The organism is Croceibacterium xixiisoli, from assembly GCF_009827305.1.
GTDB classification, from domain to species: Bacteria; Pseudomonadota; Alphaproteobacteria; order Sphingomonadales; family Sphingomonadaceae; genus Croceibacterium_C; species Croceibacterium_C xixiisoli.
Window position 1 is genome coordinate 795,287 of the sequence record NZ_WTYJ01000001.1, and the last position, 16,329, is coordinate 811,615.

The 16,329-nt window shown below is 63.8% G+C and carries 17 protein-coding genes; 10 read left to right on the forward strand and 7 right to left on the reverse strand.

Annotated features, from left to right (window positions below):
• Window positions 1-11 precede the first annotated feature (11 nt).
• Window positions 12-2,708, reverse strand: coding sequence for a valine--tRNA ligase (locus tag GRI97_RS03805; protein WP_161389778.1), 2,697 nt, complete (start codon window positions 2,706-2,708; stop codon window positions 12-14).
• Between the two features lie 85 nt (window positions 2,709-2,793).
• Between GRI97_RS03805 and GRI97_RS03810 the strand changes: the two genes are divergently transcribed.
• From GRI97_RS03810 to GRI97_RS03825, 4 genes are read left to right on the forward strand one after another with little or no spacing between them, the layout of a single operon-like run.
• Window positions 2,794-3,900 carry an MlaE family ABC transporter permease gene (locus GRI97_RS03810; protein ID WP_161389779.1) on the forward strand — a complete coding sequence of 369 codons (1,107 nt, stop codon included), beginning with the start codon at window positions 2,794-2,796 and terminating at the stop codon, window positions 3,898-3,900.
• On the forward strand, window positions 3,897-4,772 hold the full coding sequence (locus GRI97_RS03815; RefSeq protein WP_161389780.1) for an ABC transporter ATP-binding protein: 876 nt from the start codon (window positions 3,897-3,899) through the stop codon (window positions 4,770-4,772). Before GRI97_RS03810 ends, GRI97_RS03815 begins: the two co-directional genes overlap by 4 nt.
• A gap of 9 nt (window positions 4,773-4,781) precedes the next feature.
• Window positions 4,782-5,729 carry an MlaD family protein gene (locus tag GRI97_RS03820; RefSeq protein WP_161389781.1) on the forward strand — a complete coding sequence of 316 codons (948 nt, stop codon included), beginning with the start codon at window positions 4,782-4,784 and terminating at the stop codon, window positions 5,727-5,729.
• An 11-nt stretch (window positions 5,730-5,740) separates the two neighbouring features.
• On the forward strand, window positions 5,741-6,340 hold the full coding sequence (locus GRI97_RS03825; RefSeq protein ID WP_161389782.1) for an ABC-type transport auxiliary lipoprotein family protein: 600 nt from the start codon (window positions 5,741-5,743) through the stop codon (window positions 6,338-6,340).
• A 52-nt stretch (window positions 6,341-6,392) separates the two neighbouring features.
• On the opposite strand, the gene GRI97_RS03830 is transcribed toward GRI97_RS03825, so the two are convergent.
• Genes GRI97_RS03830 through crcB form a run of 5 tightly spaced genes read right to left on the reverse strand, consistent with a single transcriptional unit; the run spans window position 6,393 to window position 9,545 of the window.
• Complete coding sequence (locus tag GRI97_RS03830) at window positions 6,393-7,103, reverse strand: ATP12 family chaperone protein (RefSeq protein ID WP_161389783.1); 711 nt, start codon at window positions 7,101-7,103, stop codon at window positions 6,393-6,395.
• Window positions 7,100-7,318, reverse strand: coding sequence for a hypothetical protein (locus GRI97_RS03835; protein WP_161389784.1), 219 nt, complete (start codon window positions 7,316-7,318; stop codon window positions 7,100-7,102). The genes GRI97_RS03830 and GRI97_RS03835 overlap by 4 nt, the downstream gene beginning before the upstream one ends.
• A complete protein-coding gene (locus GRI97_RS03840) occupies window positions 7,311-7,961 on the reverse strand; it encodes an HAD-IA family hydrolase (protein ID WP_161390803.1) in 651 nt (216 codons plus the stop codon). Before GRI97_RS03840 ends, GRI97_RS03835 begins: the two co-directional genes overlap by 8 nt.
• Window positions 7,962-7,980: 19 nt before the next feature.
• Complete coding sequence (locus tag GRI97_RS03845; protein ID WP_161389785.1) at window positions 7,981-9,141, reverse strand: RluA family pseudouridine synthase; 1,161 nt, start codon at window positions 9,139-9,141, stop codon at window positions 7,981-7,983.
• Window positions 9,138-9,545, reverse strand: coding sequence for a fluoride efflux transporter CrcB (gene crcB, locus GRI97_RS03850; RefSeq protein WP_161389786.1), 408 nt, complete (start codon window positions 9,543-9,545; stop codon window positions 9,138-9,140). Before crcB ends, GRI97_RS03845 begins: the two co-directional genes overlap by 4 nt.
• Before the next feature lie 275 nt (window positions 9,546-9,820).
• Here crcB and rpsU point away from each other — a divergent pair, with 275 nt between their 5' ends.
• The 6 genes from rpsU to gatB all read left to right on the forward strand — a co-directional run bounded on the left by rpsU (window position 9,821) and on the right by gatB (window position 15,872).
• On the forward strand, window positions 9,821-10,027 hold the full coding sequence (gene rpsU, locus GRI97_RS03855; RefSeq protein ID WP_161389787.1) for a 30S ribosomal protein S21: 207 nt from the start codon (window positions 9,821-9,823) through the stop codon (window positions 10,025-10,027).
• Window positions 10,028-10,140: 113 nt separating this feature from the next.
• Window positions 10,141-10,743, forward strand: coding sequence for an FKBP-type peptidyl-prolyl cis-trans isomerase (locus tag GRI97_RS03860; RefSeq protein ID WP_161389788.1), 603 nt, complete (start codon window positions 10,141-10,143; stop codon window positions 10,741-10,743).
• A 4-nt stretch (window positions 10,744-10,747) separates the two neighbouring features.
• Window positions 10,748-12,481 (forward strand): DUF4153 domain-containing protein, encoded by a 1,734-nt coding sequence (locus tag GRI97_RS03865; RefSeq protein WP_161389789.1) that lies wholly within the window; start codon window positions 10,748-10,750, stop codon window positions 12,479-12,481.
• 36 nt (window positions 12,482-12,517) lie between these two features.
• A complete protein-coding gene (gatC, locus tag GRI97_RS03870) occupies window positions 12,518-12,820 on the forward strand; it encodes an Asp-tRNA(Asn)/Glu-tRNA(Gln) amidotransferase subunit GatC (protein ID WP_161389790.1) in 303 nt (100 codons plus the stop codon).
• Window positions 12,820-14,304, forward strand: a complete 1,485-nt coding sequence (gatA, locus tag GRI97_RS03875; RefSeq protein WP_161389791.1) for an Asp-tRNA(Asn)/Glu-tRNA(Gln) amidotransferase subunit GatA — start codon at window positions 12,820-12,822, stop codon at window positions 14,302-14,304. The genes gatC and gatA overlap by 1 nt, the downstream gene beginning before the upstream one ends.
• A 71-nt stretch (window positions 14,305-14,375) precedes the next feature.
• On the forward strand, window positions 14,376-15,872 hold the full coding sequence (gene gatB, locus GRI97_RS03880; protein ID WP_161389792.1) for an Asp-tRNA(Asn)/Glu-tRNA(Gln) amidotransferase subunit GatB: 1,497 nt from the start codon (window positions 14,376-14,378) through the stop codon (window positions 15,870-15,872).
• On the opposite strand, the gene GRI97_RS03885 is transcribed toward gatB, so the two are convergent.
• Window positions 15,869-16,321, reverse strand: a complete 453-nt coding sequence (locus GRI97_RS03885; RefSeq protein WP_161389793.1) for a SecDF P1 head subdomain-containing protein — start codon at window positions 16,319-16,321, stop codon at window positions 15,869-15,871. The genes gatB and GRI97_RS03885 overlap by 4 nt on opposite strands.
• Between the last annotated feature and the right edge of the window lie 8 nt (window positions 16,322-16,329).

A 16,329-nucleotide genomic window follows, 5' to 3' on the forward strand; every position in this document is an offset into this window, starting at 1 on the left:
CGTTCACAGCATTATCCCAGCCGCGCCAATGCTGCCTGCAGCCGTTCGACCTCGCCCGCGTGATGGGCATGGTCGGCGCGCGCTTTTTCGACCGCTTCGGGCTTGGCCCGTTCGACAAAGCTGGCATTGCCCAGCCGCCCGGCCAACGCCTTGGCTTCCTTGGCTGATGCTTCCAGCGCCTTGGCCAGCCGCGCCTTTTCCGCCGCAATGTCGATCACGCCATCGAGCGGAATGACGAAGCTGTCCTCGCCCACGCCGATCTGCATCGCCGCACCTGCCGGCGCAGCGGCGAAATGGATCGCGGAAATGCGCGCCACCCGATCGATCGCGGCGGCATTGTTGCCGATCACGGTGCGGGCGGTCTCGCCCGGCGTTTCGAGATAGGCTTCCAGCTTCGCGCCCGGCGAAATGCCCAGCTCGTTCTTGGCCGTGCGCATCGCGCTGGTCAGCGCGATCAGCCATTCGACCTCGGCCTTGGCGACGGCATCCACCGTCGCATCAGGCTGCGGCCATTGTGCGATGATCAGGTCATTCGCGCGCGTTCCCTGGGCATGCCAAAGCTCTTCGGTGATGAAGGGCATGAAGGGGTGCAGCATCACGAAGATCTGATCGAGCACCCAACCGGCGACAGCGCGGGTTTCCTCGCTCGCCGGGCTGGTTTCTCCCAGCACCGGCTTGATCAGTTCCAGATACCAGTCGCAGAACTGATCCCAGACGAAGTGATAGACGGTGTTCGCCGCCGCATCGAACCGCAGTTCGGCCATCGCCTTGTCCAGCGCGGCCAGCGTTTCCACCACCTCGCCGATGATCCAGCGGTTGACCGCGCTCGTCGCTGCCGGGGCGGCCAGGTTGCTGCTCGCGCCGATGCCATTGCTCTGGCAGAACCGCGTGGCGTTCCACAGCTTGGTGGCGAAGTTGCGGTATCCTTCGACCCGCTTCTCATCCATCTTGATGTCACGGCCCTGGCTTTCCATCGCCGCCATGAAGAACCGCAGCGCATCGGCGCCATAGGCATCGATCAGGCCCAGCGGATCGACCACATTGCCCTTCGACTTGGACATCTTCTGCCCGTCGGGCGCCCGCACCAGACCATGCAGATAGAGCCGCTTCCACGGCACCTGGCCTTCGTTGAAATGCATGCCCTGCATCGCCATGCGCGCATCCCAGAAGAACAGGATGTCGAAGCCGGAAATCAACAGATCATTGGCGTAATGCTTCTTGTAGAGCGGCGCATCCACATCCGGCCAGCCGAGCGTAGCGAAGGGCCACAGCGCGGACGAAAACCAGGTGTCGAGCACATCCTCATCACGCGTCAGACGCTTGTTGCCGGCCTGCGCCTGCGCTTCTTCCTCGGTCTCGGCGACGTAGACGCCGCCGTCTTCGTCATACCATGCCGGGATGCGGTGGCCCCACCACAGCTGGCGGCTGACGCACCAGGGTTGGATGTTTTCCATCCAATTGAAGAAGGTCTTTTCCCAGCTCTTGGGCACAATCTCGATCCGCCCGTCGCGCACCGCCTGCATCGGCGGCTGGGCCAGGGTTTCGGCATCGACATACCACTGGTCGGTCAGCCAGGGCTCGATCACCACCCCGCCACGATCGCCGAACGGCGTCTGGATCGTGCGCGGTTCGGCGTCGTGTTCTTCGCCGTCCTTGTCGACATGCGGCAGCAGGAAGCCAGCTTCCTTCATCCGCTGCACCACCAACTTGCGCGCGTCGAAGCGGTCGATGCTGATGAATTCATCGGGGATCAGTCCATCGGCGGTCTGCACCACGCGCGCTTCGGCATCGAACATGTTGAGCATGTCGCCGGCCTTGATGCCTGCGCGCCGCCCCACTTCGAAGTCGTTGAAATCATGCCCGGGGGTGATCTTCACCGCGCCCGAACCCAGTTCCGGGTCGGCATGTTCGTCGGCCACGATGCGGAACCGCCGGCCGGTGATGGGCTGCAGGATCTCCTTGCCGATCACGCTCTGGTAGCGGGGATCATCCGCGTTCACCGCCACAGCCATATCGGCCAGCATGGTTTCCGGGCGCGTGGTGGCGACCACGATATGGTCGCGCCCGTCGTCCAGCGTCACGCCATCGGCCAGCGGATAGCGGAAATGCCAGAACCCGCCCTTTATCTCCTTCGTTTCCACTTCCAGGTCGGAAATCGCGGTCTTCAGCTTGGGGTCCCAGTTCACCAGCCGCTTGTCGCGGTAGATCAAGCCCTGCTTGTGCAAATCCACGAACACCTTGACCACGGCGCGGGTGAAATGCGGATCCATGGTGAACTGTTCGCGGCTCCAGTCCATCGAACAGCCAAGCCGGCGCAGCTGGCGCGTGATCGTGCCGCCGCTTTCCTCTTTCCATTCCCAGACTTTCGCGACGAAATCCTCGCGCGAATAATTGGTGCGCTTGTCCTGGTGCTGTTCCAGCTGGCGTTCGACCACCATCTGCGTGGCGATGCCGGCATGGTCGGTACCGACCACCCACAGCGCATCCTTGCCCCTTAATCTTTCATACCGGATCACAATGTCCTGAAGTGTGTTGTCCAGTGCATGGCCGATATGCAGCGATCCAGTGACATTGGGCGGCGGGTTGACGATCGTGTAGGGCGTCGCATCCGGGCGCTCGGGACGGAAGAGCCCGTTGTTTTCCCAATGGGCATACCACCGCGCTTCCAGCGTGGCAGGGTCGAATGTCTTGTCGAGTTCGCGGGTCATGATGGTCTGGGCCTTTGCCAGCCTGACTTGACACTGGCAACGCGTTTGCCTTGCCGCCCGCGCAATTTGCCCGCATAGCCTGCATATGCGCGAATGGGCAGAAGCAAGGGTAGAGGATGCGGGGGGGCGCTCCACCGTAATTCTTTCCGGCCCGATGGTGATCTCCTCCATCGGTCATCTGGACAAGGAACTGCGTGCCATGACGGCGCCGGTTCAGCAGATCGACTTGTCCGGGATCGGTTCGATCGACACGGTCGGGGCCTGGACGGTCTGGCGTTTCGCCAGCCAGCACGATGCGCAGATCACCGGCGCCACGCCGGAGGCGGAGCGGCTGATCGAGGCGGTCCGCAATGCGGAAAGCACAGCCGATATCACGCCGCCGCGGTCGTCCATCTTCATCCGCGTGTTCGAAGACGTCGGGCACAAGGTCATCGAACAATGGCACGGCACGGTTCGTGTGATCAGCTTCCTGGGCGCCATTGTCATAAGTTTCTTCAATTCCGTCGTGCACCGGCGCTTCCGCATGCGGGCGCTGGTGCGGCAGATGGAACTGGTCGGCGTGGCCTCTCTCGGGATCATCGGGCTGATGAGCTTCCTCATCGGCATCGTGATCGCGCAGCAGGGCGCGGTGCAGCTGGAACAGTTCGGGGCTGAATCCCTGACCGTCAATCTGGTCGGTCGGCTGACCTTGCGCGAACTCGGCGTGCTGATGACCGCGATCATGGTCGCGGGCCGATCCGGCTCTGCCTTCGCGGCGCAACTCGGCACGATGAAACTGACCGAGGAAATCGATGCCATGCGCACGATCGGGGTATCCCCGATGGAAGCGCTGGTGCTGCCGCGCATTCTGGCGGCCGTGATCATGATGCCGCTGCTGGGCTTTTATGCCTCCATCGTCGCCATCATCGGCGGCGCCACCCTGTCCGAACTGGCGCTGGGCATCCCGTTCTTCACCTTCCTTGCCCGTGTGCAGGAAGTGGTGCCGATGTATGATCTCTATGTCGGCATGATCAAGGCGCCGGTGTTCGGCCTGATCGTGGCTCTGGCCGGCTGCTATCAGGGCATGCAGGTGCAGGGCAACGCGGAAGAGGTCGGGCTCAAGACCACCCAGGCTGTAGTCCAGGCGATCTTTATGGTGATCGTGCTCGATGCTGTGTTTGCTGTCCTCTTCACCAAGATGGGCTGGGCATGAACGAGCGGGCGGACGGCGCGATCTTCGCTGAGGATACCGATGATGAAATCGGCGGCCACTACGATGGCCAGTATCCGATCGTCATCGAAGGGCTGAAGAATGCCTTCGGTGATCAGGTCATCCACGACAATCTCTCGCTCAAGGTCCGGCGTGGCGAGATCCTCGGCGTGGTGGGTGGATCGGGCACGGGCAAATCGGTGCTGATGCGTTCGATCATCGGCCTGCAGCGCCCGCTGGAAGGCACGATCGAGGTGTTCGGCAAAGATATCGTCGGGGCTCCGCCGGAAGAAGAAACCGGGGTCCGCAGCCGCTGGGGCGTGCTGTTCCAGGGTGGCGCGCTGTTTTCGACACTGACCGTGGCGGAAAATGTGCAGGTGCCGATCAAGCAATTCTATCCCGAACTGACGCCGGAACTGAAAGATGAGATTGCCCGTTTCAAGGTGACAATGACCGGCCTGGCACCTGAAGCAGCGAGCAAATATCCTTCGGAACTGTCAGGCGGCATGAAGAAGCGCGCCGGGCTGGCGCGCGCCCTCGCGCTCGATCCGGAACTGCTGTTCCTCGATGAACCGACCGCCGGGCTCGATCCGATCGGCGCTGCCAATTTCGACAATCTGACCCGCGAACTCGCCGATACGCTGGGGTTGACGGTGTTTCTGATCACGCACGATCTCGATACGCTCTACACCATCTGTGACCGGGTTGCGGTGCTGGCGGACAAGAAGGTGACGGCTGTCGGCACGATCCCGGAACTGCTGGAAAGCGATCATCCGTGGATCCAGGAATATTTCAACGGGCCGCGCAGCCGTGCGGCCATGCAGAGTGCGCTGAACGCCCGGGGCGTGGACAGCGATACCGGACTGGGGGCATAGGGCACAGCCATGGAAACGCGCGCAAACTATGTCTGGGTCGGGGTCGTCACCCTGCTGCTGCTCGCCGGCCTGGCGCTGTTCGGGGTCTGGCTGGCACGGCTGAACGCCGGGAAGCAGCAGGAATACGATATCTATTTCGAACAGTCGGTCGGCGGCCTGTCGAAGGGTTCGCAGGTTGCCTACTCCGGCGTACCGGTGGGGCAGGTTTCGGCCATTGCCATCTGGCCCAAGGATCCGAAATTCGTGAAAGTGCGGATCCTGGTCAACGATGAAACACCGATCCTGCTGGGGACGACCGCATCAGTTTCGGCCAGCTTTACCGGCGTGTCCACGATCAGCCTGAACGGCGGCAAGCGCGGTGCGCCGGAAATCACCTGTGAGACGACATCCTGTCCTGAAGGTGTGCCGGTCATTCCACCGCAGCCGGGCGGGCTGGGGGAAATCCTGGCCAGTGCGCCGCTGCTGCTGGAACGGCTGGCCACGCTGACCGATCGCCTGACACGGTTGTTGTCGGATGAGAACCAGGCTTCGATCAGCGGCATTCTGGCCAATACCGATAAGATGAGCGCCCAGCTGACGCAGACCGCGCCGCAGATCAATCTGACGATGAAGGAACTGCAGGGCACGTTGGCGCAGTCGACGCAAACGCTGGCGGCCTTTGAGGACACTCTGCGTTCGACCGACAATCTTCTGAACAAGGATGGCGCCAGCCTGGCGGCAGAACTGCGCCAGACACTGCAGTCCGCCCAGGGCGCGGCCAATGCCATGGCGACGGCCCTGAATTCGACCGAGCCGCTGACGCGCGAAATGGCGGAAAAGACGCTGCCGGCAGCGCAGGCGACGATGGAAGATTTGCGCCGCACCAGCGCCGCTCTGCGTGCGGTGACGGAAAAGCTCGAAAGTGATGGCGCAGGTGCGCTGGTGAATGGCGGGCGTCTGCCCGATTACAGGCCGTGAGGATCGGGGCGATGCAGAACAACCACAACAGGCTGCGTGCGGTCCTGGCCGCAGCATTCTTGCCCGCTTTGCTGACGGCCTGCGTCAGCTTCGGCGCCAAGCCGCCCGAAACGCTGCTGACGATGCGGGCCGAAAAGGCTGCACCGGCCGGGGCGGTGATCGATGGCCGTCCGCAGGCGGCGCTGGCGGTGTTCGAGCCGACCGCGCCCCGCAAGCTCGACGTTACCCGCGTGCCGGTTGCAGTCAGCGATTCCAGCCTGGCCTATCTGAAGGATGCGCAATGGGTGGAAAAACCCACCCGCCTGTTTCAGCGGCTGCTGGCTGAAACCTTGCGCGCGCAGGGCACCCGTCTGATCATTGACAGCGGGGATGCACAGTACAGCGCCACCAACCGGCTGTCGGGCAATCTGATCGAGCTGGGGTATGATACTACGCTGCGCAGCGTGGTGATGCAATATGATGCCGTGCAGCAGATGCCGGACGGATCGCTGCGTACCCGCCGGTTTGAACATGTCGTGCCCAATATCGAACCCGATGTGGCATCGGTGGGCCCGGCGCTGAACCAGGCGGCCAACAATGTGGCTGCTCAAGTGGTTGCCTGGGTCCAGTAAGATCGGGATCAATCCCGGGGCGCGATGATCGTCCCCGGGGTTGGCCGTCAGATTATCCTTCTGACAAGTGCCCTTGTGACAGCCGCAGGAACTCCGCGGCCGTTTCGAATGCCTTCAGGCGCAGCGCGCGGTTTTCTTCGGCCAGCAGATCCCAGCCCCACAGCTCCGCCTGCCAGTCTTCTTCGGCATTGGCCGCTGCAAACAGCGTGGCGGGTTCTGCATCGGTTTCCATCACCGTCAGCGCCGCGCTCAGCGATGCGGCCAGCGTGGTCAGTACGTTCAGCGCCGACAGGGCAAAGGCGTCCTGCCCGGTCAGCACCGCGCGTAGCCGGTCCATGCTGGTCTGCGGATGCGGCCGATGGCCGACCCCGCTGACCCGCGTCAGCCGCAGGTCGTGCCGGGCTTCAAATGCCATCAGTATCGGCTCCCACAGCGTCTGCTGCCGCTCGAACAGCGCGTCTTCCGGGTCGGCGCGATAGCAGAGCGTGTCGGTGTCGATATAGCGCAGCAGCGTGTCGACGATCTCGCCGGGATGGGCGCTGATGTGGTCGATCGCATAATCGGCCATGTCGCGCATGGGCAGGGCGCGCGGGTCGATCTCTTCCCCCTGATGCCGCCATTCACCGGCCATGGTTTGCGCCAGCGCGGCGGTGGGCAGGATCTGCGCGTTCCCGCCCTGGGTGCGCACAGCCCGGCCGTCCAGCAGGATACGCCAGCCGTCACCATCGGGCGCGGTGGCCACCTCTTTCCAGAACCGCTTCATTTGGGGCTCCGCCAGCGACGGGCCAGGACTTGCGGCACGACGAACATTTCCACCATGCCCAGCAGAAACAGCAGATAGCCGGCAATCGGCGGCACCGGCAGGCGTTCGGTGATGATCATCAGCGCGACCAGTACAATGGCCAGCCCGCCAAGCCGCATCAGATTGAGCGCCAGCCAGCGCGCCCGCGCGGTCTGGTCGCTGGCTGGATCAGCCATGAATCAATTCCTTCAACTGTTCGGGTGTTTCGGCCACGGCTTCCGCGCCCGCCGCAATCAGCTCTTCGGGCGCGTGATAACCCCAGGAAACCCCGATCGCGCGCGCGCCGGCGGTCCGCGCCATGGCAATGTCATAGACGGTATCGCCGATCATCACTGTGTTGCCCGGCTGGGCAAAGGCGTCGCTCATGGCCGCTTCCAGCATTGCCGGATCGGGCTTGGATGGATGGCGGTCGGCGGTCTGCAGCGTCACGAACAGATCCAGCAAACCATGAGTGGCCAGGGTGGATTTCAGCCCGCGATCCGATTTGCCGGTCGCCACTCCCAACTGCCAGCCGGACTGCCGGAGGTCGGTCAGCAGGGCGGGGATGCCGTCATACAGCGGTTCATGCAGGCTGCCGTCGCTGCGCGCCGCGCGGAACGCCTGCTTGTAGGCATCGACCAGATTTGTGTGCTGCTCCACGGCCAGATCGGGGCCCAGCCGGGCAATCGCCTGCGGCAGGCTCAGCCCCACGCTGCGGCGGATATCGCACCGCGCCGGTGCCGGCAGACCGGCCACGGCAAAGGCGCGCTCCATCGCCAGGCACACCGCAGCCTGCCCATCGCTGAGCGTGCCGTCACAATCGAAGACTGCCAGGCGAATGGTCACCGCAATTCAGCCTTCAGCGGCCGGTCGGGCGGCGTGTGGGCTTGCCGCCGGCGCCGCTGCGGCCACCGGAACGGCCCTCGCCTCGGCCACCGCCCTCACCACTGCGCGAACGGCGCTCGCCACGCCGTTCCTTGCGATATTGCTTGGCATGGGCCTTGGCTGCGGCCTTCCTGGTTTCCTTTGTCGGTTCCGGCGTCGGCGCATCGGGGGATGCATCGCTGGCACTTTCATCGAAACCCAGCTGCTGCATGCTGGTCGCAAAATGTTCGGGCAATTCGGCGGTTACGTCGATCTTTCCGCCATCGGGTGTATCGATGATCAGCCGGCGCGCATGCAGATGCATCTTGCGGCTGATGCTGCCAGTCAGGAATGCGGCCTGACCGCCATATTTGCCGTCGCCCACGATCGGGTGGCCGATTGCCGCCATATGCACGCGCAGCTGATGGGTGCGGCCGGTCAGCGGCTGCAGTTCCACCCACGCCGTGCTGTTGCCGGCGCGTTCGACCACACGGTAACGGGTCTTGGCCGGCTGGCCGTTTTCCTCGTCCACATGCATCTTCTCGCCGCCGCTGCCCGGCTGCTTGGACAAAGGGGCTTCCACGATGCCATTGGCGATGTCGGGCACACCCACCACCAGCGCCCAATAGACCTTCTTGGCCGAACGGCCGGAAAACCGCTTCGAGAAAAAGGCCGCGCTGCCCGGCGTGCGCGCGATCAGCAGCACGCCGCTGGTATCCTTGTCCAGCCGGTGGACCAGCCGGGGGCGGGGCTCGTCACCTTCGACATAGGCATCCAGCAGGCCGTCGACATGGCTGGTCGTGCCGGTGCCGCCCTGGGTGGCCAGGCCCGGCGGCTTGTTCAGCACCAGCGCCGCCTTGCTGCGGCCGATCACCATCGCATCGGCCAGCTCGCGCTGTTCGTCGGTCAGCGGGCGCAGCTTGCGCACGGCAGGGCGGGTTTCGATCTGGCCGCCCGGCGGCACGCGCAACACCTGGCCGGCCGTCAAACGGTCTTCCGGGCGGGCGCGCTTGCCATCCACACGCAGCTGCCCTGTGCGGGCCCAGCGGGAAATCGTGGCGAAGCCGATCTGCGGCAGATGCCGCTTGAACCAGCGGTCGAGCCGGGCGCCGTCATCATCGGCGCCAACGGTAAACTGGCGGACACTATCGTTCATTGTGCGATTCTCATGACAATGAGCCCTATATAGAGGGCTGACAGTCCCGCCAGCACCGATACAGCGCCATAGACGAAGGCTTGCCCGGCCTGTCCGCGCTCGATCAGCACCATCAGTTCGAGACTGAAGGAAGAAAAGGTGGTGAAGCCGCCCAGCAGCCCGACTCCGATCAGCAGGCGGTATTGTTCACCCTCCTGACCATGCCGGGCGAGCCAGGCCATCAGCATGCCCATGGCCATGCTGCCGGTCACATTGACGGTCAAGGTGGCCCAGGGGAAAGTCATCATGGCCTGCGGGCCGACCAGCTGGGTCATCCAGCGTCCGACCATATAGCGCAGCAGCGATCCGATACCGCCACCAAGGGCAACGGCTGTGGCGGCATAGAAAGATCCGGGGGGATTCATCTGTGGGCTTTAACCGCAGCGGGGGCATCGGGTAAAGGATGCAGGGGGTGCGAACTGCAGGATAGTAACCTGCCGGGTCCCGCGTGCAACAGCGCGCCGGCATTGAATCCGTGAACGCCTTGCCTTCGTATCCGGTTTCGCTTATTGAGCCCGCCATTCGTGCCGGTCCGGAACGGATTCGGTTCGTTTTTCGTTTGGCGAATCAGGTTAAGGTGCATCCCGCGCTTCAGCTGGCGGGCTCTCCCGTATTTGGTATTAGAAGGTGGCTTAGATTTATGCAGATCGTCGTCCGCGATAACAATGTTGAACAGGCTCTCCGCGCGCTCAAGAAGAAGCTGCAGCGTGAAGGCGTGTATCGCGAAATGAAGCTGCGCCGCCACTTTGAAAAGCCGAGCGAAAAGCGCGCTCGCGAGAAGGCTGCCGCTGTGCGCCGCGCTCGCAAGCTGGAACGCAAGCGCGCTGAACGCGACGGTCAGCGTTAAGAAGCTGACCGGGGCAGGCGGCTGCAAGGCAGCGCTTGTTTCCCGATCATAGCTAAGCCAAAGGGGCGCGAGGATTATTCCCGCGCCCTTTTTGCATTTCAGGACGACACTTCATGGCAGAAATTACCCGCGTTCCCTTGCAGCCCGTGGCCAAGGGCTCGCTGACGAAACTGTGGGCGGGCGTGGTGATCGTGCTGCTACTCGCCGCCGCCGCCGCCTGGTTCGTCTTGCCGCGCGGCGTCACGGTGGAAACGCTGACGGCGGGCACCGGTCCGTCGCCGACGGAAACCGATGTCGTCTTCGTTCATTATGTCGGCAAGCTGGACGATGGTACGGTGTTCGATCAATCGCAGGATCTCCCGCTGCCGGTGCCTGGAATTCTGCCCGCAGGAACGCCCATGCAACTGGGCCAGATGATCCCTGGTTTTAAGGAGGCTTTGCTGAAGATGCAGAAGGGCGGGAAATACATCGCCTATCTTCCGGCAGACAAGGCCTATGGCGATCAGCAGCAGGGTCCGATTCCGCCGAACAGCGATCTGACCTTCGAAATCGAGTTGGTCGATTTCATGTCCGAACAGGAAGCGCAGCAGCGCTTCATGGCCATGCAGCAGATGATGCAGCAGGCTCAACAGCAGCAGCAGGGCGCACCGGGTGGCGTTCCGGGCGCTGCCCCGGCCGGTCCGGACGGTGCGCCGCCGGCCCCGATGGTTCCTTGATCCGATGAATGAAACGGCCGCCCAACCCGTGACAACGGCAGAGGCGGCCGATCTGTCGCATGCCGCCAGCATGCGACAGACGGATTGGCCCCTGGGGCCCTGGTTTGTGGCGGTGCTGCTGGGCGCAGCCGGGCTTGTCATTCACGCGCTGACCGATTCGGGCCATGACGTGCCCTGGCGCGCTGCCGCTGCCGCCTTCGTCCTGTTCGGATCGCTGGCTGCTGCATTGACTATCGATCAGCTGCGCTGGCGGGAAGAGGCGCTCTTTGCCCTGGTGCTCGGCCTGGTCATGGCCGGTTTGGCTTGGCGCGCGGTACGGTATGGCGAAACCTTGCCTGACGAGGAATATGGCTTTGCCGCCGGTGTGATCGCCTGCGTGCTCGCGGTGCCGCTGTTTCAGGCCAATGTCCTGCGTCGCCGGCTGGCCACACCCTATTCCGATGTCCATTATCATGCCTGGGCCGACACGATCAGCAGCGCGGGTGCGCTCGTGTTCACCGGTATCGCGTGGCTGGTGCTGGCGCTGCTCGGAGAATTGTTCGATCTGCTGAAGATCACATTGCTGAACGATCTCATGCGCAAGGGCTGGTTCGGCTGGACGTTTTCGGGTGTCGCCTTCGGGGCTGCGCTGGGGACGCTGCGCAATCAGCAGAAAGTGCTCGGCACGCTGCAGTCGGTGGTCATGCTGGTGCTGTCGCTGCTGGCGGTGCCATTGGCCGCCGGGCTGGCGATTTTCCTGCTGGCGACGCTCGTTTCGGGCCCCGATGTGCTGTGGCGGGCGACCAGCAATGCCACCCCGGTGCTGCTGTCCTGCGCTGCGGGTGCCATGCTGCTGGTCAACGCCATCATCCGCGATGATGAGGCGACGATCAGCCGCTCACGCGTGATGCGGGTGACTGCCGTGGTGCTGGTTGTGGTTATCCTGCCCCTTGCGGTGTTTGCTGCGGTGTCCATGGGGCTGCGCATCGGCCAATATGGCCTTGCTCCTTCGCGCCTCTGGGCTGCCGTCGCGATTGCCATCGCCTGTCTCTATGGCGCCGCCTATTGGTTTGCCGCCGCGCGGGGTGGCCGCGCCAATTGGGCACGTGCGCTGCGCACCGCCAATTTCCGACTGGCTCTTGCCAGTTGCGCCATCGCCCTGCTGCTGGCCCTGCCGGTGCTGGATTTCGGCGCGCTGTCGACGCGCGATCAGCTGTCCCGCCTCCGCGCCGGCGAGGTGAGTGCAGAAAATTTCGACTATTCCGCCTTGCGCTGGGATTTCGGTGAATCCGGCCGCCGCGCCCTGAAGCAACTGTCGGAAGGCACCGGCCGCACGGCGGAAATGGCGAAGCTGGCGCTGGAACAGGGCACGCGACCCTATTCCTATGATGGATCGCAACCGATCCGTACGGAAGCGGATTACAATTTCGATGTGCAGCCGGCCGATCCCGCGCTCCGGCGCCAGGCCATGGCCTATCTGCAGGACAACAATTGGCAGTGCACCACCTATTGCCGCTTCATCGATCTGGGCATGAATGCAGAGGGCGCTCGCCGCGCCGCCATGGTTGAGGGGGCCAGTTACCAGATCATCGAACTGCCTTTTGATGCCGGCCAGCCTGCCCGGCCGCCGGCGGTCGATGTGGCAGAAACCGCCGAACCTCGGCCGGTTCTGCGGCCCGGGTCCAGCGTGGAAATCCGCACGATGGAAAAACGCTATGTCTTCATGGACGGGAAACCGGTAGGCCAGCCCATCGATTAGCTTGAAGCGCATTGCCTGCGCCGCTAACGCCGCTGCATGTCTGTAACCCGCGAAACCGTGGCGAAAATCGCCAAATTGGCGCGCATCAGCATGGACGAGCAGGAGCTCGACCGGATGGTGCCCGAATTCAACTCGATCCTGGACTGGGTCGAACAGCTTGGCGAGGTCGATACATCGGGCGTCGAACCGATGACGGCGGTCATGCCGCAGGCGCTGCGCCTGCGCGCCGACCAGGTGAATGCCGATCCGCTTACCGGTGGCGGCATTCGCGATCGGGTGCTGGCCAATGCGCCCGATGCCGAACATGGTTTCTTCGCTGTTCCCAAGGTGATTGAATAATGACCGATATCACCGAACTGGGCGTGAAGGCCCTGCGCGACGGTGTGGCCGATGGCGCCTTCAGCGCGCGCGAAGTGGCCGAAGCCTTCAACGCCAATGTGGCGGCTGCGGCCGATCTCAACGCCTTCATCGTCACCACGCCCGATGCGGCGCTGGCTGCGGCCGACAAGGTCGATGCGGATCGCGCGGCGGGCAAACCGCTGGGCAAGATGGCCGGCGTGCCGATCGGCATGAAGGATCTGTTCGCCACGCGCGGTGTGCAGACCACGGCGGCCAGCCATATTCTGGAAGGGTTCCGCCCGGAATATGAAAGCACCGTCAGCCAGAAGCTGTGGGATGCCGGCGCGGGCATGCTGGGCAAGCTCAATCTCGATCAGTTCGCGATGGGTTCGTCCAATGAAACCAGCCATTTCGGTAATGTGATCTCCCCCTGGCGGCGTGCCGGCGGTGACACCGCCGCGCTGGCCCCGGGCGGATCGTCTGGCGGCAGCAGCGCCGCCGTCGCGGCCCGGCTTTGCCCTGCGGCAACCGGCACCGACACCGGCGGCTCCATCCGCCAGCCAGCGGCCTTCACCGGCATTTCCGGCATCAAGCCGACCTATGGCCGCTGCAGCCGCTGGGGCATCGTCGCCTTCGCCAGCTCGCTCGATCAGGCTGGGCCGATGGCGCATGATGTCACCGATTGCGCGATCATGCTGGAATCCATGGCCGGTTTCGATCCCAAGGATTCGACCAGCCTCGATCTGCCGGTTCCCGATTGGTCGGCCGCGCTCAATGCCGATCTGCGCGGCAAGAAAGTCGGCATTCCGCGCGAATACCGGATGGACGGCACCGATGCTGAAATCCTCAAGAGCTGGGACGATGGCATCGCCTGGTTGAAGGATGCCGGGGCAGAGGTGGTGGATATCAGCCTGCCGCACACCAAGGCTGCGCTGCCCGCCTATTACATCGTCGCCCCTGCCGAAGCATCGAGCAATCTGGCCCGCTATGACGGCGTGCGCTACGGCCTGCGTGATCTGCCGCAGGGCGCCAATCTGCAGGAGATGTACGCCGCCACCCGGGCCGCCGGTTTCGGCGCAGAGGTACGGCGCCGCATCCTGCTCGGCACCTATGTGCTCTCCGCCGGCTTCTACGACGCCTATTACACCCAGGCGATGAAGGTCCGTGCGCTGATTGCGCGCGATTTTGCCCAGGCATTCGAACAGTGTGATGTGATCCTGGCGCCGACCACGCCGACCGCGGCCTTCGCCCTGGGGGAAAATCAGGATGATCCGCTGGCGATGTATCTGAACGACGTGTTCTCCGTCCCCGCCTCGCTCGCGGGCCTGCCGGCGATGTCGGTGCCGGCCGGGCTCAACAGCCAGGGCCTGCCGCTGGGGCTGCAGATCATCGGCCGCGCGCTGGACGAACAGGGCGTGCTCAATGCCGGCCTGGCGATCGAGCAACGCGCCGGTTTCTCGGCCAAGCCGGACAAGTGGTGGTAACCGCGCTTCGTTGATTTTGGCCTGCCCGAAGGTTTCCGGGCAGGCTGCATGTTTTCAGGTTGAACAGTGATATGAGCAATTACCGGATCCAGGGCGCAACGGGTGAGTGGGAGGTCGTGATCGGCCTCGAAGTTCACGCGCAGGTCACCAGCAATGCCAAGCTGTTCTCCGGCGCGGCGACGGCCTTTGGCGCCGAACCCAATTCGCAGGTCAGCCTGATCGATGCGGCCATGCCCGGCATGCTGCCGGTGCCGAACCGTGAATGCATCCGCCAGGCCGTGCGCACCGGCATGGCGATCGATGCGCAGATCAACAAATGGAGCCGGTTCGATCGCAAGAACTACTTCTATGCCGATTTGCCGCAGGGCTATCAGATCAGCCAGCTCTACCATCCGCTGGTGGGTGAAGGATCGCTGCTGATCGATGCCGATGAAAAGGCCGGCATCCCGGAAGACAAGGTGATCGGCGTCGAACGCATCCATGTCGAACAGGATGCGGGCAAGCTGATGCATGATCAGCACCCGGCCAAATCCTATGTCGATCTCAACCGTTCGGGCGTGGCGCTGATGGAAATCGTCAGCCGGCCCGACATGCGCTCCCCCGCAGAAGCAGGCGCCTATGTGCGCAAGCTGCGCGCGATCCTGCGTTACGTCGGCAGCTGCGACGGCAATATGGAAGAAGGATCGATGCGCGCCGACGTGAACGTCAGCGTGCGCCGCCCGGGCGATGAATTCGGCACCCGTACCGAAACCAAGAACGTCAATTCGGTGCGCTTCGTCATGCAGACGATCGAACACGAAGCCGTGCGCCAGGTCGAACTGCTCGAAGCTGGCGGAACGGTGGTGCAGGAAACGCGCCTGTTCGATCCGGGCACGGGCACCACGCGGTCCATGCGCTCGAAGGAAGACGCGCATGATTACCGCTATTTCCCCGATCCCGATTTGCTGCCGCTCGAACTCGATGACAGCTTCATCGACGAATGCCGCGCCAGCCTGCCCGAACTGCCCGATGCCAAGCGCAAGCGTTACATCGGCGATCTGGGGCTGAGCGCCTACAACGCCGCCGTTCTCACGGCAGAGGTGGAAACCGCCCGCTGGTTTGAAACCCTGCTGGCCGAAACCGCCAGCGCCCAGGGCAAGCCGGAAGCCGACGTCGCCAAGCAGGCCGCCAACTGGCTGATCTCGGACCTGTTCGGCGCGCTGAACAAGGCCGGGCACGATCTGGAAAACAGCCCGGTCAGCGCCGCTGCGGGCGCCGAACTGCTGGCCCTGGTGGGCAAGGGCACGATTTCCGGCTCGATCTCCAAGCAGGTGCTCGAAACCATGATCGCCACCGGCGACGCCCCGACCCTGATCGTCGATCGCGAAGGGCTGAAGCAGGAAAGCGACAGCGGCGCCATCGAAGCGGCGGTCGATACCATCCTGGCCAACAATGCCGACAAGGTCGAACAATACCGCGGCGGCAAGGAAGCGCTGTTCGGCTTCTTCGTCGGCCAGACCATGAAGGCGATGCAGGGCAAGGCCAATCCGCAGGTCGTCAACGAAGTGCTGAAGGCCAAGCTGGGCTAAGGCGAGGGGATGTTGCGGCTCGGCGCTTCCGCCGCGCCCTCATCCGTTTCGCGCGGCTGAACCTCGACCGTGATTACCGCGCCATCGGCCTGCAGTTCTTCCACCACCGTGGCCAGATCGGGCTGATCCGGGTCCATTCCCGGCGAAATCCGGATCTGCCCGCTGGTGATCGGTGCATTGATGGTCGGGCGCGTCAGCGTCTGGCCGTTCACCTTCAGCGCCAGGGCGCGGCCGATATTGTCGGTGGTGATGCGGGCGAAATCCGCCACGGATCGCTCTTCCAGTTCCAGATCCAGCACCGTCTCGCCGGTGAAATCATCCTTGGCCAGCGTTGCCTTGGCAATCGCCAGCTCCATCGCTTCCGCCTGATCCTGCGCCTGTACCAGCGCCGGCGGCGCGGCCAGCACGGCGGCCATCACGCACAGTTTCGGCAGCGTCTTGCCCATCATCCTCATCG

Bases quoted from the DNA above. Each gene is read 5' to 3' on its own strand.
- GRI97_RS03805 (WP_161389778.1), bottom strand. From the start codon at position 2,708: ATGACCCGCGAACTCGACAAGACATTCGACCCTGCCACGCTGGAAGCG.
- GRI97_RS03810 (WP_161389779.1), top strand. From the start codon at position 2,794: ATGCGCGAATGGGCAGAAGCAAGGGTAGAGGATGCGGGGGGGCGCTCC.
- GRI97_RS03815 (WP_161389780.1), top strand. From the start codon at position 3,897: ATGAACGAGCGGGCGGACGGCGCGATCTTCGCTGAGGATACCGATGAT.
- GRI97_RS03820 (WP_161389781.1), top strand. From the start codon at position 4,782: ATGGAAACGCGCGCAAACTATGTCTGGGTCGGGGTCGTCACCCTGCTG.
- GRI97_RS03825 (WP_161389782.1), top strand. From the start codon at position 5,741: ATGCAGAACAACCACAACAGGCTGCGTGCGGTCCTGGCCGCAGCATTC.
- GRI97_RS03830 (WP_161389783.1), bottom strand. From the start codon at position 7,103: ATGAAGCGGTTCTGGAAAGAGGTGGCCACCGCGCCCGATGGTGACGGC.
- GRI97_RS03835 (WP_161389784.1), bottom strand. From the start codon at position 7,318: ATGGCTGATCCAGCCAGCGACCAGACCGCGCGGGCGCGCTGGCTGGCG.
- GRI97_RS03845 (WP_161389785.1), bottom strand. From the start codon at position 9,141: ATGAACGATAGTGTCCGCCAGTTTACCGTTGGCGCCGATGATGACGGC.
- crcB (WP_161389786.1), bottom strand. From the start codon at position 9,545: ATGAATCCCCCCGGATCTTTCTATGCCGCCACAGCCGTTGCCCTTGGT.
- rpsU (WP_161389787.1), top strand. From the start codon at position 9,821: ATGCAGATCGTCGTCCGCGATAACAATGTTGAACAGGCTCTCCGCGCG.
- GRI97_RS03860 (WP_161389788.1), top strand. From the start codon at position 10,141: ATGGCAGAAATTACCCGCGTTCCCTTGCAGCCCGTGGCCAAGGGCTCG.
- GRI97_RS03865 (WP_161389789.1), top strand. From the start codon at position 10,748: ATGAATGAAACGGCCGCCCAACCCGTGACAACGGCAGAGGCGGCCGAT.
- gatC (WP_161389790.1), top strand. From the start codon at position 12,518: ATGTCTGTAACCCGCGAAACCGTGGCGAAAATCGCCAAATTGGCGCGC.
- gatA (WP_161389791.1), top strand. From the start codon at position 12,820: ATGACCGATATCACCGAACTGGGCGTGAAGGCCCTGCGCGACGGTGTG.
- gatB (WP_161389792.1), top strand. From the start codon at position 14,376: ATGAGCAATTACCGGATCCAGGGCGCAACGGGTGAGTGGGAGGTCGTG.
- GRI97_RS03885 (WP_161389793.1), bottom strand. From the start codon at position 16,321: ATGATGGGCAAGACGCTGCCGAAACTGTGCGTGATGGCCGCCGTGCTG.